14 protein-coding genes are annotated in these 15496 nt (G+C 61.8%); 9 read left to right on the forward strand and 5 right to left on the reverse strand.

Going from position 1 to position 15496, the window contains the following annotated elements:
* Window positions 1-39: 39 nt before the first annotated feature.
* A complete protein-coding gene (gene ispH / locus FXN63_RS16600) occupies window positions 40-981 on the reverse strand; it encodes a 4-hydroxy-3-methylbut-2-enyl diphosphate reductase (RefSeq protein WP_148816332.1) in 942 nt (313 codons plus the stop codon).
* Window positions 981-1436 (reverse strand): FKBP-type peptidyl-prolyl cis-trans isomerase, encoded by a 456-nt coding sequence (locus tag FXN63_RS16605; RefSeq protein WP_148819437.1) that lies wholly within the window; start codon window positions 1434-1436, stop codon window positions 981-983. Before FXN63_RS16605 ends, ispH begins: the two co-directional genes overlap by 1 nt.
* Window positions 1437-1586: 150 nt before the next feature.
* Here FXN63_RS16605 and radC point away from each other — a divergent pair, with 150 nt between their 5' ends.
* The 4 genes from radC to FXN63_RS16625 all read left to right on the forward strand — a co-directional run bounded on the left by radC (window position 1587) and on the right by FXN63_RS16625 (window position 4668).
* Window positions 1587-2279 (forward strand): RadC family protein, encoded by a 693-nt coding sequence (gene radC, locus FXN63_RS16610; RefSeq protein ID WP_148816333.1) that lies wholly within the window; start codon window positions 1587-1589, stop codon window positions 2277-2279.
* 423 nt (window positions 2280-2702) lie between these two features.
* Window positions 2703-2936 (forward strand): 50S ribosomal protein L28, encoded by a 234-nt coding sequence (gene rpmB / locus FXN63_RS16615; protein ID WP_148816334.1) that lies wholly within the window; start codon window positions 2703-2705, stop codon window positions 2934-2936.
* A gap of 25 nt (window positions 2937-2961) precedes the next feature.
* Window positions 2962-3129, forward strand: coding sequence for a 50S ribosomal protein L33 (gene rpmG / locus FXN63_RS16620; protein WP_148816335.1), 168 nt, complete (start codon window positions 2962-2964; stop codon window positions 3127-3129).
* Between the two features lie 261 nt (window positions 3130-3390).
* On the forward strand, window positions 3391-4668 hold the full coding sequence (locus FXN63_RS16625; RefSeq protein ID WP_148816336.1) for a putative bifunctional diguanylate cyclase/phosphodiesterase: 1278 nt from the start codon (window positions 3391-3393) through the stop codon (window positions 4666-4668).
* A 47-nt stretch (window positions 4669-4715) separates the two neighbouring features.
* On the opposite strand, the gene FXN63_RS16630 is transcribed toward FXN63_RS16625, so the two are convergent.
* The 3 genes from FXN63_RS16630 to purN all read right to left on the reverse strand — a co-directional run bounded on the left by FXN63_RS16630 (window position 4716) and on the right by purN (window position 9193).
* Window positions 4716-5918: a DesA family fatty acid desaturase gene (locus tag FXN63_RS16630; protein WP_148816337.1), complete on the reverse strand. Its 1203-nt coding sequence runs from the start codon at window positions 5916-5918 to the stop codon at window positions 4716-4718.
* 372 nt (window positions 5919-6290) lie between these two features.
* Window positions 6291-7781: an RsmB/NOP family class I SAM-dependent RNA methyltransferase gene (locus FXN63_RS16635; RefSeq protein ID WP_148819439.1), complete on the reverse strand. Its 1491-nt coding sequence runs from the start codon at window positions 7779-7781 to the stop codon at window positions 6291-6293.
* Between the two features lie 737 nt (window positions 7782-8518).
* Entirely contained in the window at window positions 8519-9193 is a 675-nt protein-coding gene (gene purN / locus FXN63_RS16640; protein ID WP_148816338.1) for a phosphoribosylglycinamide formyltransferase, read from the reverse strand.
* Between the two features lie 168 nt (window positions 9194-9361).
* Here purN and FXN63_RS16645 point away from each other — a divergent pair, with 168 nt between their 5' ends.
* From FXN63_RS16645 to coaBC, 5 genes are all read left to right on the forward strand, one after another.
* Window positions 9362-10510, forward strand: a complete 1149-nt coding sequence (locus tag FXN63_RS16645) for a bifunctional riboflavin kinase/FAD synthetase (RefSeq protein WP_148816339.1) — start codon at window positions 9362-9364, stop codon at window positions 10508-10510.
* A 23-nt stretch (window positions 10511-10533) separates the two neighbouring features.
* Window positions 10534-10698 (forward strand): hypothetical protein, encoded by a 165-nt coding sequence (locus FXN63_RS26730; RefSeq protein WP_187394924.1) that lies wholly within the window; start codon window positions 10534-10536, stop codon window positions 10696-10698.
* Window positions 10677-13550, forward strand: coding sequence for an isoleucine--tRNA ligase (gene ileS, locus FXN63_RS16650; RefSeq protein ID WP_148816340.1), 2874 nt, complete (start codon window positions 10677-10679; stop codon window positions 13548-13550). The genes FXN63_RS26730 and ileS overlap by 22 nt, the downstream gene beginning before the upstream one ends.
* Window positions 13550-14071 carry a signal peptidase II gene (gene lspA, locus FXN63_RS16655; RefSeq protein WP_148816341.1) on the forward strand — a complete coding sequence of 174 codons (522 nt, stop codon included), beginning with the start codon at window positions 13550-13552 and terminating at the stop codon, window positions 14069-14071. The genes ileS and lspA overlap by 1 nt, the downstream gene beginning before the upstream one ends.
* Window positions 14072-14257: 186 nt before the next feature.
* A complete protein-coding gene (gene coaBC / locus FXN63_RS16660; protein WP_148816342.1) occupies window positions 14258-15448 on the forward strand; it encodes a bifunctional phosphopantothenoylcysteine decarboxylase/phosphopantothenate--cysteine ligase CoaBC in 1191 nt (396 codons plus the stop codon).
* The last annotated feature ends 48 nt before the right edge of the window (window positions 15449-15496 follow it).

The raw sequence follows: 15496 nt of genomic DNA on the forward strand, positions 1-15496 counted from the left end.
TTCCGATTGCGTCAAACGATCGGCGGGTTTTTTTATCGATTACGCAGTTTTTTTCGACAAACCCTTCGGCAAGGGGAAAGAAACCCCCTCTTCCAGGCCCGGCATGGTGCGAACCGACACCGCGCCCAGCTCTTTAAGGCGCGCAATTACCGCTTGCACCAATACCTCGGGAGCCGATGCACCGGCAGTCACGCCAACCCGTGTCGTACCTTCCAGCCATGCCGGCTCAATGGATTCTGCACCATCGATCAGATACGCACGTGCGCCCTTGCGCTCGGCCACTTCGCGCAGGCGATTCGAGTTCGAGCTGTTGGTGCTGCCCACCACCAGAACCAGATCACAGTCCGGTGCCATGACCTTCACCGCATCCTGGCGATTCTGCGTGGCATAACAGATGTCGCTTTTCTTGGGTTCCACAATCGCCGGGAACCGTGCGCGCAATGCATTGGCAACCACGGCAGCATCATCAACCGACAAGGTGGTCTGCGTGACAAAGGCGATCTTCTCCGGGTCACCCACGACCAAGGCCGCGACATCGTCGACGGTTTCGACCAAGTGCATGCCACCTGTGGCCTGGCCAAGTGTGCCTTCCACTTCGGGGTGGCCCTTGTGGCCGATCATCACGATTTCCAGGCCGGCCGCACGCATCTTGGATACTTCGACGTGGACTTTGGTGACCAGGGGGCAGGTTGCATCATAGATATGCAAGCCACGCTCTTCGGCTTCGGCGCGCACGGCGCGCGAGACGCCATGCGCGGAGAACACCACGGTTGCCCCGGTGGGCGCATCTTCCAGCTCATCGATGAAGACTGCGCCCTTGTTGCGCAGGTCTTGCACGACATAGCGGTTGTGAACGATTTCGTGGCGTACATATATAGGTGCGCCATAGATTTCGAGCGCACGTTCGACGATGTCGATGGCGCGGTCTACGCCGGCGCAGAAGCCGCGTGGCTGAGCAAGGACGATCTCGACATCGGCCATCACAGCACTCCAAGAATGGATACGTCCACCCGCAGCGCACTGCCTGCAAGCGGATGATTGAAGTCGAAGCTGGCGTAGTCGTCAGAGATTTCCTTCAACACACCCGAATAACGCCCACCGTTGGGTGCGGCAAATTCGACCAGGTCACCTGGCGTGAAGGTCTCAGTCGCGCCCGCATGTTCGCGCAGCATCTTGCGGGTCACTCGCTGCAGCAATTCAGGGTTGCGATCGCCATAGGCGTCGGCCGGTGCCAAGGTGAAGCTGAAGGCGGTGCCTTCTGCGTGTCCGACCAATTGCGCTTCCATATTGGGCGCCCATTGTCCGGTGCCAAGCTGCAGCGTAGCGGGCCGCCCGGTGAAGGTGTCGGCGAAGACTTGGCCCGCGCCGGGACCGGAATCAAGCGTGATCCGGTAGTGGAGTGTCACGTAGGAATCCTCACGGACAAACACGGGCATCTCGGATGTGGAGGAGGTCAAGTGGTGTCACCGTATCGATACTGTGCCGGTCAGATGGCGCAGGCATTCCGCCTGCGCTCACGGCACACCAGGGTGCGCCAGTCGGCAAAAGTCCGATTTTAGCCCGCCTGCGAAATCCCAAGGTGAAACATGCACGTACCCGCCTCGCCCACCCTGCGCGACCTGCCCGCCGACATGCTGCCGCGGGAGCGCTTGTTGGGCCACGGCCCCGACGCACTCAGCGACGCCGAGTTGCTGGCCGTGCTGTTGCGCACCGGCATCGCCGGCTGCAACGCCATCGAACTGGGGCGCGCGCTGCTGCTGCGTTTCGGCGGTCTGCGTGGCCTGTTCACTGCGCCCCCACAAGAACTATTGGGGGTGCCCGGCGTCGGTCCAGTCAAAGTCAGCCAGTTGCTGGCCGCGCTGGAACTGTCGCGACGGCAACTGGCCGAAGCCATCACCCGCAACGATGCCCTGACCCAACCCGACCTGGTGAAGCGCTTTTGCGCCTCGACCCTGGCAAACAAGGAAATCGAGTGCTGCATAGCGCTGTACCTGGACACCCGCAACCGCTTGATCGCCAGTGAAGAACTGGCGCGCGGCACAATCGACCAGGCGGCGGTGTATCCACGCGAAGTGGTGCGCGCGGCCTTGCGCCACCATGCGTCCGCCGTGATCCTCGCGCATAATCACCCTTCTGGCGTGGCGGAACCCAGCCGCGCCGATGAGCAGTTCACACGCTGCGTGCGCGATGCATTGGCACTGGTGGACATTCGGCTGCTGGACCACATCATCGTGGCAGGGCAAAGCACCTTGTCCTTGGCCGAACGTGGGTTGATGTGAAGGGTGGTGCAAAGCCTTGTCCTGCAATACAAAGGCCGGGATAAAGCCACATCGGCGGTTGCGTGCGGTATGCCTCAGATAGCGTAAGGCTCGAAACGCTGCACTTTTTGAACGTGGAGATCGCGCGACATCTTCGCCCTTCTGCACAGTCCATTGATTCGCAAAGCGCTTCCGTGTTAATCTTGCGAGCTTTACAGAGTTGCCTATCTGGATGCATTGCTATGTTGCGTCGAGAAAAGACCGCGTTTTACGTGATCTCTTCTTTCCCCGCCATGTAGTCGTGCAGCAGCCAAGCACTCATAACGGATTCGCTCCCTCGCGAAAGATGATTTCGCGCGGACCGCAAGCCGCCTCTGCCGGCCACGATCGTAGCGCGCGGCGCTTGGGCGAAATGACGAATTTATTGATTAGAGAGGTGTCGCCATGGCACGTGTATGCCAAGTGACCGGAAAAGGTCCGATGGTGGGCAACAATGTTTCCCACGCCAACAACAAGACCAAGCGCCGTTTCCTCCCGAACCTGCAATCGCGCAAGTTCTGGGTTGAAAGCGAAAACCGCTGGGTTCGCCTGCGTATCAGCACCAACGCGCTGCGCACGATCGACAAGAACGGCATCGACTCCGTTCTGGCCGACCTGCGCGCCCGCGGCGAAATCTAAGCTAAGCGGCATATAGGAGCACATCATGGCTAAAGGCATCCGCGAGAAAATCAAGTTGGAATCGACCGCAGGCACGGGTCATTTCTACACCACGACCAAGAACAAGCGCACCACCCCGGAAAAAATGCTGATCAAGAAATTTGATCCGGTGGCACGCAAGCACGTCGACTACAAAGAAACCAAGCTTCGTTGATCGACAGCCGCACTTGCTGCTTCGGCAGCACGGTGACGGAGCCCCGCTCAGCGGGGCAATAAAAAAACCGCAGCCAGTCTGCGGTTTTTTTATTGCCGTCCACTTTCTTCATCGCTTCATTGACCTCTGTATTTCATGTTTTTGACGGCGATCCGAACTGAAGCATTGATAAGCAATCGGTTTGTACGCCAAACATGATAAGTTCCGGAATCACCAATTTGTAGCAACCCGGCGCAAGCCTGCGACTATCTCAACTCTGCGATGTCCCGCCAGATCAACAGCCTGCAACCACGGCGTCTCAACGAGCTGCCGGACAAGCATTTCTTCATTCGCGCACTGACCGACCGCATCAGCAAAGCAGGGCAAGAACGCCTGGCATTGCAGGTAGTGGAGTGCCCCGCCCACCCGGCGGGCCGTCCTGGCGAGTTGGAAGACGCGTTGGCACAGCGGATTTACGCCAGCGTTCGCAGCGACGACCTGGTTGCGCGCATTGATACGAATACCATCGGCATTCTGTTCAATCACGTTCAGACGACTGCCGAAGCCATCAGCATTGCCCAGCGCATGCTGAGCCTGACCAGCCCGATTGCCAACCCAGGTACCGGCGAAGCCTCGGTTGGCATTCTGATGCTGGACGGTCAAGCTGTGCCGGCCATGCTGGCCATTGCTCAGGCACATACCGCAGCACTGCGGGCGCAGCAATACAGTTGTGGCCGCTGGGAACTCTGGCGCTCGGATTCCGAGTCTGCCCATGCCGTGGCGCGTGAAGCCGATCGTTGGGCTCAACGGATTCACGCCGGGCTCAAGCAGGAAGAATTCCGTCTTTATTACCAGCCTCAGCTGGCACTGGACACCGGCAAGGTGGTTGGCGTCGAAGCATTGGTGCGCTGGCAGCAATCAGACCGCCTAGTGCCCCCGGCAGAATTCATCCCCGCCGCTGAAAACAATGGCTCCATCGTTCAACTGGGCGAGTGGGTACTGGACGAAGCGTGCCGGCAAATGGCGTTCTGGCAGCGAGAAGACATGCACTGCCCGCGCATGGCGGTCAATGTATCGGCCCACCAACTGCGTGGCGGCATTGTCGACACGGTGTGGCGCACGCTGGCCCGCCATAGCCTGGCTCCCAGCCAGCTTGAGATCGAACTGACGGAGTCTGCACTACTGAGCGACCCGGCCGAAGCCAAAGCCATTGCGCACGAACTGGCTGATTTGGGCGTAACGCTTAGCCTGGACGACTTCGGCGTGGGGTATTCCAGCTTTGCCCGCTTGCGCAGCATGCCCTTCAAGACCGTGAAGATCGACCACCAGTTCGTGTCGCGCATGACGGCCGACAGCTACGACTATGACCTGATCCGCATGCTGATCGACCTGGCCAAGAAAAAGCAGATCACCACCATTGCAGAAGGCGTCGAGCAGCCAGAACAGCGCGAACTGCTGAGCAGTCTTGGCTGCGATGCGTGGCAGGGTTACCTGTGCGCGCCACCGCTTCCTGCTGAACGAATCACTCAGTTCCTGCGACAACCGGGCGTGCTGCAATAAAAAAATCGGGCCGAAGCCCGATTTTTTTCGTCCGCACACCCAGTCAATCAGACCGCGTAGGTTCGCAACCGTGCTGAGAAGTCTTCCAGACGCGCAATACCGCTTTGTTGCGCGCGGGCGCACCAGTCTTGCAGCTCTTTCAACAACTGTTCGCTGGACGCACTGGAACGCTCCCACATCCGATTCAACTCGCGTCGCATTTCAACCAGCGTAGCCAGCGAATGATGCTCGGCCAGCACGCTGTCGAGTTCGGCACGGTGGGCCGCCGGCAAGGAATCGTGGTCGGCATGCGTCAGCCAATTGCGCACTCGACGCAGGGGCTGCCAGTCTGCAGCCGATACCTTGGCATTCTTCAGACGGCTGATCTCGTCATGGCAAGTGTGCTTCAACACATCGGCATAACGCGCCATGATTTCGTAGCGATGCGTAATGACCGCCTGCAACGTGTCCAGATCGATCACCGGCTTGGCTTCATCCAACCGCAGCTTGGGCGCAACCTTCTTTACCTTGGCCAGACCCAGCATTTGATAGAAACGGATGTGCATCCAGCCGATATCGAACTCGTACCACTTGCTGGAAAAGCGCGCCGACGAAGCATGTGCGTGGTGGTTGTTGTGCAGCTCTTCACCGCCCACCACGATGCCCCACGGAAACACGTTGCGGCTGGTGTCCGGGCTGGCGTAGTTGCGATAGCCCCAGAAGTGGCCAATGCCATTGATGACACCCGCCGCCCAGAACGGAATCCACAACATCTGGACCGCCCACACCGTCAGGCCAAGCACACCAAACATGGCAACATCCAGGATCAGCATCAAGGCCACGCCTTGCATGCTGAACCGCGTGTAGACATTGCGCTCCATCCAGTCATTGGGCGTGCCATGACCGAACTTGTTCAGCGTGTCGTCCTTTTTCGCCTCTTCACGGTACAGCTCGGCGCCCTGGAAGAACACCTTGCGAATACCGAATACCATCGGTGAATGCGGATCGCCTTCGCGCTCGCAGCGCGCATGGTGCTTGCGGTGGACTGCCACCCACTCTTTCGTGACCATGCCCGTGGTGAGCCACAGCCAGAATCGATAGAAATGCGAAATCACCGGATGCAGTTCGACACCACGGTGCGCTTGCGTACGGTGAAGAAAAATCGTGACTGCCAAGATGGTCAAGTGCGTCGCCACCAGCGTGAATGCGACGATTTGCCACCATGCGGCGTCGAGCAGGCCGTCAGTCAGAAAATTGACGAAGGAATCCATACACCCCTGTGCAGCCACCGGCGGTGCCAGGTGGCGAAAGAAAACACATGTGAAAACATGCGCACAAACAAGCGATCACCAAGCAAGCAGTCGCCAGGTAATAACGATCACACGCACCAGCCGACCACAGATCGAATAGTGCGCTTTCCGCTTACAAATCGCTGAAAAACGTACACACAAAGTTTAGCCGACCGCCCCAGGCGGTGGCACAGTGCTTACACTAATTCGACCGCCCACGCCCAGGGAGTTCCCCTGGGACACGAGGCTTTTACGTAAGCAGGTATACAACAGTGCAGGACGGGCTACGCATCAACCCGCGCCCATTGCACAGAAACTAAAAGGGGCACGCCAAGCATGCCCCCCAAGCCCTGATTAGACAGCCGGCGCAACCGGCGGCGTGTCTTCATCCGGCACAGGTGCCTCGGCAGGCTCAACCGCTGGCACCTCGACTACCGCGCCGTCATCAACTTCCGGCACGTCTGCGGGCGCAGGTTCAGCCAACACCTCGGGCACTACCACTGCCGCTTCAGCCACGGCAATCACTGCCTTGACGGCGGGATCGGCGGCCGCTTCCGCTGCCAAAGCTGCGCTTGCACCAGCCGCCTTGCGCTGGAATACCGCGGCAAAGAAGCCGTCGGTGCCATGCACGTCGGGACGCAGCTTCAGGAACGGCGTGGTCAATTCAGCTTCGCCAACCATCTCGCCCGCACGCCCGGCACGCAGGATTTCCGTGGCCGACAACAATTCGAAGTCAGGATTTTCGGCCAGGAAGGTTTCAGCCTGGCCTTCGTTTTCTTCACGCAACACACTGCAGGTGCCATACACCAAGCGGCCGCCTGGTGCCACGCAGCGCGCCGCCGATGCCAGGATGCTGTGCTGCAAAGCCACCAATTCCTGCACGGAATCGGGGTTCTGACGCCATTTCAGGTCCGCATTGCGACGCAGGGTGCCCGTACCGCTGCACGGAGCGTCGACCAGCACACGATGCGCCTTGCGCGACAGGCGCTTCACACGTGCGTCGTTTTCATTGGCGATGACGATCGGGAAGACGTTGGACAGACCGCTGCGCGACAGGCGCGGCTTGAAACGCGCCAGCCGGTTCTCGGACACGTCGAGCGCATACAGGCGACCGGTCGAGCGCATCATCGCGCCCAGCAGCAAGGTCTTGCCACCCGCACCGGCGCAGAAGTCGATGACCATTTCGCCGCGACGCGGGGCCACCAGCATGGTCAGCAACTGGCTGCCTTCGTCTTGCACTTCAATGCTGCCGTCTTCGAAACGATTCCAGCGGTTCAAGGCCGGACGACCTTGCAGGCGAATACCGAACGGCGAATAAGGCGTAGGAGCTACTTCCGCATCGGGCGCGCCGGCCAGCAATTCCGCCATCATGGCGTCGCGGTCGGTCTTCATCGGATTGACCCGGATGTCGAGCGGCGCCGCACGGTTGAGCGAGGCCAGCAGGCGTTCGGCCTGCGGCTCGTCGCGCAGGGCTTCTTCCAGCCAATCCGGCACGCTTTGGCGGACAGCCAGGGGCATGGATGCCGGGTCGATGGACAGCACACGCGTCAGCCACGCGGACTCTTCAGCTTCCAGTGCCGGACGCAGGACTTCCTGGCGCACAGTGGCTGCCAGGCCCAATACGGCCAGACGGCGGGTGGCGGAACCACGGCCGCCCTCGGCCACTTGGCGATAACGGCGCAGATGACGCAGCACGTCGTAGACGGCTTCGGCAATTTCGCCACGATCACGCATGCCAACGCGGGGGTTTGCGCGGAACCAACGCGACAGCGTCAGATCGGCCGGACCCGACCATTGCAGCACTTCGCCCAAGACGTCACGCACCTGGTCGATGCGGATGGCCATGGGCCGGGCAGCGGAATTGCGCGCCGGGCCTTGGCCTTCGCGGGACGGGCGTGCGGATTTGTCGCCGGCACCGTCACGAGATTGAGACTGATCACGCGCTGCATCACGCGGCACGTCACGAGACACATCGCGATTCTTGAAGGCTGCACGCGTCTTCTTGTCGCGGCCTGCGCCCGGGTTGGGATTTTCGCGATTGTCCATCGAGGTGTCGCGGTACGCGCGCGGGTTTTCGAAGTTGTCGCGCGAGGTGTCGCGCTTGCCGCTGCGTGCGCCAACATGAGCGGGGCCACGGCCAGCGGCCGCACGACCAGCTTCGCGTGCGGCTTCACGGCCGATGTCGCGGCTGTTGTCGCGAGCGTGTTCACGAGCGCCGTCGCGGTTGCCATCACGGCCACCGGTACGCGCTTCGCCACGGCCGAAATCACGACCGGATTCACGGCCAAAGTCACGACCCGCATCTCGGCTGCCACCACGCGGGGCATCGCGAAAGCTACGGAAATCGCGCACTTCGCGGGATTCGCGTGAATCACGAGATTCGCGCGGCGCGCCGTCACGGCGGTCGCCACCGGCGTCGGGGCGCGCGCCACGAGCGCCCGCATCGGCGGATTTGCCACGGCGCAGCGACGGATCGACTGCACGTTCCCGATTGGGCGCAGCCGAACGCGCTGAACGTCCATTTGCGGCGTCAGCGGGTTTGCCGGTGCCGCCAGGGGCGGATCGGAAAGGTTTGGAAGCAGTCATGCGGACTCCAGGAGCCGGTTGTTCTCGCCGTCGACGATGACGCGGTTGCCGTCGAGCCGCACGCGGCCCTCGGCCAACCAGCGCACCACTTGCGGGTAAAGGCGGTGTTCGACCTCAAGCACACGGGCAGCGAGGGTGGTTTCGGTATCGTCATCGAGTACCGGTACCGCGCCCTGCGCCAGGATGGGGCCGTGATCGAGCACGGGGGTGACGAAGTGCACCGAACAGCCATGGACACGCACGCCGGCAGAAAGTGCCTGTGCATGGGTGGCCAGACCGGGGAACATCGGCAACAGCGAAGGATGGATATTGATGAGCCGGCCGCGATAATGATCGACGAAGCCGGAAGTAAGTATGCGCATGAAGCCCGCGAGCAACACGTAATCGGGCGCAAAACGGTCGATCTCGGCCGCCAGGGCCGCATCGAAAGATTCGCGCGAATCATGGTCCCGATGAGACACCACTGCCGTGGGGATACCGACCTCGGCAGCCCAGGCCAGACCAGCGGAATCTGCCCGATTACCGATTACGGCGACAATGTCTGCCGGGCAGGTGCCCGCACGTGCAGCCTGCACGATGGCGCGCATATTACTGCCACGACCAGACACGAGAATGACGAAACGACGCGCAGCCGACGCGGGCGGCTGGGGAGAAACTTGGGGTGCTTGCATGTCGCGATTGTATCACCGCCCCTGTGTGGCTCTATTAAAAAAGCCCTATAATTCAACGTTTTAGGCAGTGTCCGCTGTCTTGTTTCAAGCGTTTTGTCTGAGCAATGCGTGCAACCTGCCACCAAGCCCTTTTCTTCGAAGCCGAGTGATTTGTCGACCGATGCATCGATGAGCGAATCGACCCAATTACCCGTGCCGGCTCCGCTGTCCGCTTCGCTGACTGACGCCCAGTCTGACATCCGGGACGGTGCCAGCGCTTCGTCTACAGACAACACCTGTGGGTCTGGCCCAGTCCCTGATCACACGCCCGATCAGCCCCGTGATGAAGTCCGGGTCTTTCGGGGCGTGCCGCCCTCGGGCCAGCGTCCGCCTTGCGCCTTGACGATCGGTAATTTCGACGGCGTACACCTGGGTCACCAAGCCATGCTGGCCGCGCTGCGCGCCGCCGCCGAACGCCTGTCGCTCAAGCCCACCGTCATGGTGTTCGAACCGCATCCGCGTGAATATTTCGCGCAATTGCAACAGCGCCCGGAATTGGCCCCTGCCCGCATCGCCAGCCTGCGCGACAAGCTCACCAGCCTGGACGAAGCCGGTGTCGAGCGGGTCATCGTGCAGCGCTTCGACGCCGCGCTGGCTTCCATGCCGCCGGAAGAGTTCATCCGCCAGATCCTGGTTGAAGGCCTGAACGTGCGCTGGTTGCTGGTGGGCGACGATTTCCGTTTTGGTGCCCGTCGCGCCGGCAATCTCGACACGCTGCGCGAAGCCGGTGCCCGCCTGGGCTTCGAAGTGGTGTCCTTGCCCACTGTCAGCGCCGACGGCCAGCGCATCTCAAGCTCGGCGATCCGCACCGCGCTGGCAGAAGGCGATTTCGCCCAGGCAAAGAAGCTGCTGGGTCATCCGTACATGATCGGCGGCCATGTCATCCACGGCCGCAAGCTGGGGCGGACCATCGGCTACCCCACCATGAACCTCGGCGTTGCGCCGGGCCAGACCAGTCTGTCGGGCATTTTTGTGGTGCAGGTACACGGCCTCGGGCCCCAGCCGCTGGCCGGTGTAGCCAGTCTTGGCGTGCGCCCCACCATTGAAGACGCAGGCCGGGTATTGCTTGAGACCTACATCTTCGATTTCAGCGGCGACGCATACGGTAAACTCGTGCGGGTGGAATTCCTGAAAAAAATTCGCGACGAAGCCAAATTCGTCGATCTGCCTACCCTCATCGCCGCCATTGATCGCGACGTCGACCACGCACGTGCCTGGTTCGACACCACGCATCGGGTGCAGTCAGACCTGGCCACTTCCGCCACTGACCGAATTTGACCGGGCCGTGCCGCGGCGTCCGAATGACTGACATTCAGACGTTCCGCTTTCAGGAAGGCGCGATGCGCGCCTTGCGGCCCGCGCCCGACAACTTCCGTCTTGAAATTTCCGCCTTGCAGCCTGCCCGCCCCGCAATCGGGGCCGACGCGACCCTCTTCGTGTTCCCATGGACTATAAAGAAACTCTGAATCTTCCCGACACCCTGTTCCCCATGCGCGGCGACCTCGCCAAGCGCGAACCTGGCTGGGTCCAGAACTGGGAAGAAAAAAAGATCTATCAGGCCATCCGCACTGCAAGCGCCGGCCGTCCGCGCTTCGTGCTGCACGACGGCCCGCCGTATGCCAACGGCCAGATCCACATGGGTCATGCGGTCAACAAGATCCTGAAGGACACTATCGTCAAGGCCCGCCAGTTGAAGGGCATGGACGCGATCTATGTGCCGGGCTGGGACTGTCATGGCCTGCCGATCGAAAACCAGATCGAAAAGACCCACGGCCGCAATCTCAGCCGTGACGAAGTGCAGGCGAAAAGCCGCGCCTACGCCACGGAACAAATCGCGCTGCAGAAGAAAGACTTCAAGCGTCTGGGTGTGCTGGGTGATTGGGACAATCCGTACCTGACCATGAATCCGGGCAACGAGGCCGACGAAATCCGCGCCTTGAAGCAGATCATGAAGCGTGGCTTTGTCTACCGTGGCCTGAAGCCCGTGTACTGGTGCTTCGATTGCCGCAGCTCGCTGGCCGAGTTCGAGATCGAATACGCAGACAAGAAGTCGGACACCATCGATGTCAGCTTCGAGTCGGCCGAGCCGGAAAAGCTGGCTGCAGCCTTCGGTCTGGCATCGCTGCCCAAGCCCGCGTTTGCCGTGATCTGGACCACCACCGCCTGGACCATCCCGGCCAACCAGGCACTGAACCTGAACCCGGACCTGGAATATTCGCTGGTCGACACGCCGCGCGGCGCGCTGCTGCTGGCCAATGCGCTGGTGGAAAAGGCGCTGGCCCGCTACAAGCTGGAAGGCACGGTGCTGGCGACTACCGTCGGCAAGAATTTGGCTGGCCTGAACTTCAAGCATCCGCTCTACGACGTGGACCCGGGTTATGCCCGCGTTGCCCCGGTGCTGTTGGCCGAGTACGCCACCGCCGACGACGGCACGGGTATCGTGCACTCGTCGCCCGCCTATGGCGTGGATGACTTCAACAGCTGCATCGCCAGCGGCATGTCGCACGACGACATCCTGAACCCGGTGCAAGGCACGGGCGTGTATGAAGCGGAACTGCCGCTGTTCGGCGGCCAGTTCATCTGGAAGGCTGTGCCCGTCATCATCGACGCACTGCGCAATGCCGACCGCCTGCTGTCCACGGAAACCATCACCCACAGCTACCCGCATTGCTGGCGTCACAAGACGCCGGTGATCTACCGCGCGGCTGCCCAGTGGTTCGTGCGCATGGACGAGGGCGAAGGCGTGTTCACGTCGGAAAAAGCCCCGGCCACACTGCGCCAGCTGGCCCTGGACGCCATCGAGCAGACCAGCTTCTACCCGGAAAACGGCAAGACCCGCCTGCGCGACATGATCGCCGGCCGACCCGACTGGTGCATCTCGCGTCAGCGCTCCTGGGGTGTGCCCCTGCCCTTCTTCCTGCATCAAGCCACCGGCGAATTGCATCCGCGCACCATGGAATTGATGGACGTGGCGGCCAAGATGGTCGAGGAAGGCGGCGTCGAAGCCTGGAGCAAGGCCACGGCCGAAGAAATCCTGGGTGCGGAAGAAGCCCAGCACTACACCAAGAGCAACGATATTCTCGACGTGTGGTTCGACTCGGGCACCACGCACTTCCACGTGCTGCGCGGTTCACACTTCGACAACGCCATCAGCGGTGGCGGCTCGCGTGACGAAGGCCACCACACCAGCGGCCCCGAGGCCGACCTGTACCTGGAAGGCCACGACCAGCACCGCGGCTGGTTCCACTCGTCCTTGCTGACCGCCTGCGCCATGTACGGCCGCGCGCCCTACAAGGGCTTGCTGACCCACGGCTTCACGGTGGACAGCCAAGGCCGCAAGATGAGCAAGTCGCTGGGCAACGGCGTTGATCCGCAAAAGACCAGCGAAAAGCTGGGCGCGGAAATCATCCGTCTGTGGGTGGCCGCCAGCGATTATTCCGGCGACATCGCCGGTGACGACAAGATCCTGGCACGCGTGGTGGACGGCTATCGCCGCATCCGCAACACGCTGCGCTTCCTGCTGGCCAACACCAGCGACTTCGATATCAAGACGCAGGCCGTTGCCCCTGCCGACATGCTGGAAGTCGACCGCTGGGCACTGGCCCGCATGGCGCAGTTCCAGGCCGACGTGCTGTCGCACTTCGAGGTCTATGAATTCCACCCGGTGGTCGCCAAGCTGCAGATCTTCTGCTCGGAAGACCTGGGCGCGTTCTACCTGGACGTGCTGAAAGACCGTCTGTACACCACCGGTGCCGACAGCTTGGCGCGTCGCTCGGCGCAAACCGCGCTGTGGCACATCACGCAGACCATGCTGAAGCTGATCGCCCCGATCCTGTCGTTCACCGCCGAAGAAGCGTGGGCGCTGGTGAACCCGGGTGCGCTGACCATCTTCACCGAGACCTATCACGCAGTCCCGCAGGTTCCTGGCCACGATGCGCTGCTGACCCGTTGGGCGAAGGTGCGCGAACTGCGCGCTGCGGTCACCCGTCAGCTGGAAGACGTGCGTACCGCCGGTGGCATCGGATCGTCCTTGCAGGCCGAAGTGGACATCTACGCATCGGGTGCCGATCTGGCCGCCTTGCAGGAACTGCAAGACGACCTGCGCTTTGTGCTGATCGTCTCGCGCGCCACCGTGCATGCCACAGAGGGAGACACTGCGGGCGAGACGCGCATTGAAGTCACGCCGTCCACCTATGCGAAGTGCGAGCGCTGCTGGCACTACCGCGCAGACGTGGGCGCAGATGCTTCGAATAAGCTGATCTGCGGCCGTTGCGTGTCCAACCTGTTCGGTGCGGGTGAAGCCCGCTCGCACGCATAATGGCGACCGCGCGCACGGCAGCGCCCCGCGCCTCGGCGGGCGGGGGCTCGAAGCGGTTGATGGGCTGGCTTGGCATCGCCGGGCTGATCATCCTGATCGACCAGCTGAGCAAGATCATGGTGGACCGCACCTTCGCGTATGGCGAGCGCGTGGCGGTTCTGCCCTTTTTTGACTTCACGCTGCTGTACAACCGTGGCGCGGCCTTCAGCTTCCTGGCCGGCGGTGCCGGCTGGCAGCGCTGGTTCTTCACGGTAATCGGCCTGGGCGCGTCTGCCCTGATCATCTGGCTGCTGCTGCGCCATGGGCACCAGCGCATGTTCTCGTGGGCGATCACGCTCATTCTGGGCGGTGCGCTGGGCAACGTGATCGACCGGCTGATTCACGGCCACGTGGTCGACTTCCTGCTGTTCTACTACGACAAGTGGTATTTCCCGGCCTTCAACATCGCCGACAGCGCCATTACCGTGGGTGCCGTGTTGATGATCGTCGATGAAATAAGGCGTGTGCGCAAAGGGTCTTGACCAAGACCGCTGGGAGGTATCGCAGAAGGTGCAATCCAGACGTTGACAGGCAGGTTCACCGCCACCTTGCAGCGCCACCGTTCACCGCGATACTTGCCAGCCCCACATCGCCCTCATCGCTTTGGCCCCACCTTCCCCGCCTGTCGCCCCATGCGCGACAGACTCTTTTACTGATCGGAACACGCCATGCAGGATCTCGCTGGACAACGCATCGTCGTCGGCATCACCGGTGGCGTCGCCGCCTTCAAGAGCGCCGAACTGGTTCGCCGCCTGACTGAACAAGGAGCCACGGTTGACGTCGTGATGACCGAGGCAGGCACCCGCTTCATCACTGAAGTCAGCATGCAGGCACTGTCGGGCAGGCCAGTCTGGACCGACACCTTCGATGCCCGGGTCCATAACAACATGGCCCACATCGAACTCAGCCGTGGCGCAGCCGCGATTGTCATTGCCCCGGCCAGCACCGACTTCATGGCCAAGCTGGCTCACGGCTTTGCCGATGATCTGCTGTCTACCCTGTGTGTGGCGCGCGCCTGCCCGCTGCTGATTGCCCCGGCCATGAACCGCGAGATGTGGGCCCACCCCGCCACGCAACGAAATGCCGCGCAACTGCGGGCAGATGGCGTCCAGATCCTGGGCCCGGCCGATGGTGACCAGGCCTGTGGCGAGATCGGCAGCGGCCGCATGCTGGAAGCCACCGAGATCGTCGAAGAACTCATCAGCTTCCTGCAGCCCAAACCGCTGCGCGGCAAACGTGTGCTGATCACAGCCGGGCCGACTGCCGAGCCTATCGACCCGGTGCGCGTGCTGACCAATCATTCATCGGGCAAGATGGGTTATGCGATTGCACGCGCCGCGCACGAAGCAGGCGCGGAAGTTACGCTGGTATCGGGGCCGACCGCGCTTGTGGCTCCGCGTGGGGTGTTGCGCCTGGATGTGGACACGGCCGAGCATATGCTGGCCCAGGTTCTTGCCGAAGTCGCGCGCAACGATGTCTTCATTGCCGTCGCTGCGGTGGCGGACTGGCGCATCAAGCATGTCAGCCCCAGCAAGCTGAAGAAAAATGGCGATGCCTCGATGACGCTGGAATTCGAACTCAACCCCGACATTCTGGCGACCGTGGCCGCGCTGCCAAACGCACCTTACTGTGTGGGTTTTGCTGCCGAGACAGACGACATGGAACGCCACGCCGCCGAGAAGCGCGTGCGCAAACAAGTACCCCTGCTGGTGGGCAACATTGCGCAGCAGTCGTTCGGGGCGGACGAATCGGTGCTGACCTTGTTCGACGAGCAGGGTGGGCATCCTTTGCCCCGCTTGCCAAAACTGGCCGGTGCGCGACAATTGATTGCGCAGATCGCACAACGCCTGCCGCGCTGAGCGTGTCGGCCCGGTTGTAATCCGCATCATCGTGGCGTCGAGATAAAC

The organism is Pigmentiphaga aceris, from assembly GCF_008119665.1.
Taxonomy (GTDB): domain Bacteria; phylum Pseudomonadota; class Gammaproteobacteria; order Burkholderiales; family Burkholderiaceae_B; genus Pigmentiphaga; species Pigmentiphaga aceris.

Coding starts and splice junctions, on each gene's coding strand:
- ileS (WP_148816340.1), top strand. CDS start 10,677: ATGGACTATAAAGAAACTCTGAATCTTCCCGACACCCTGTTCCCCATG.
- rpmG (WP_148816335.1), top strand. CDS start 2,962: ATGGCTAAAGGCATCCGCGAGAAAATCAAGTTGGAATCGACCGCAGGC.
- lspA (WP_148816341.1), top strand. CDS start 13,550: ATGGCGACCGCGCGCACGGCAGCGCCCCGCGCCTCGGCGGGCGGGGGC.
- radC (WP_148816333.1), top strand. CDS start 1,587: ATGCACGTACCCGCCTCGCCCACCCTGCGCGACCTGCCCGCCGACATG.
- FXN63_RS26730 (WP_187394924.1), top strand. CDS start 10,534: ATGACTGACATTCAGACGTTCCGCTTTCAGGAAGGCGCGATGCGCGCC.
- FXN63_RS16635 (WP_148819439.1), bottom strand. CDS start 7,781: ATGGCCATCCGCATCGACCAGGTGCGTGACGTCTTGGGCGAAGTGCTG.
- purN (WP_148816338.1), bottom strand. CDS start 9,193: ATGCAAGCACCCCAAGTTTCTCCCCAGCCGCCCGCGTCGGCTGCGCGT.
- FXN63_RS16630 (WP_148816337.1), bottom strand. CDS start 5,918: ATGGATTCCTTCGTCAATTTTCTGACTGACGGCCTGCTCGACGCCGCA.
- FXN63_RS16645 (WP_148816339.1), top strand. CDS start 9,362: ATGAGCGAATCGACCCAATTACCCGTGCCGGCTCCGCTGTCCGCTTCG.
- FXN63_RS16625 (WP_148816336.1), top strand. CDS start 3,391: ATGTCCCGCCAGATCAACAGCCTGCAACCACGGCGTCTCAACGAGCTG.
- FXN63_RS16605 (WP_148819437.1), bottom strand. CDS start 1,436: ATGCCCGTGTTTGTCCGTGAGGATTCCTACGTGACACTCCACTACCGG.
- coaBC (WP_148816342.1), top strand. CDS start 14,258: ATGCAGGATCTCGCTGGACAACGCATCGTCGTCGGCATCACCGGTGGC.
- rpmB (WP_148816334.1), top strand. CDS start 2,703: ATGGCACGTGTATGCCAAGTGACCGGAAAAGGTCCGATGGTGGGCAAC.
- ispH (WP_148816332.1), bottom strand. CDS start 981: ATGGCCGATGTCGAGATCGTCCTTGCTCAGCCACGCGGCTTCTGCGCC.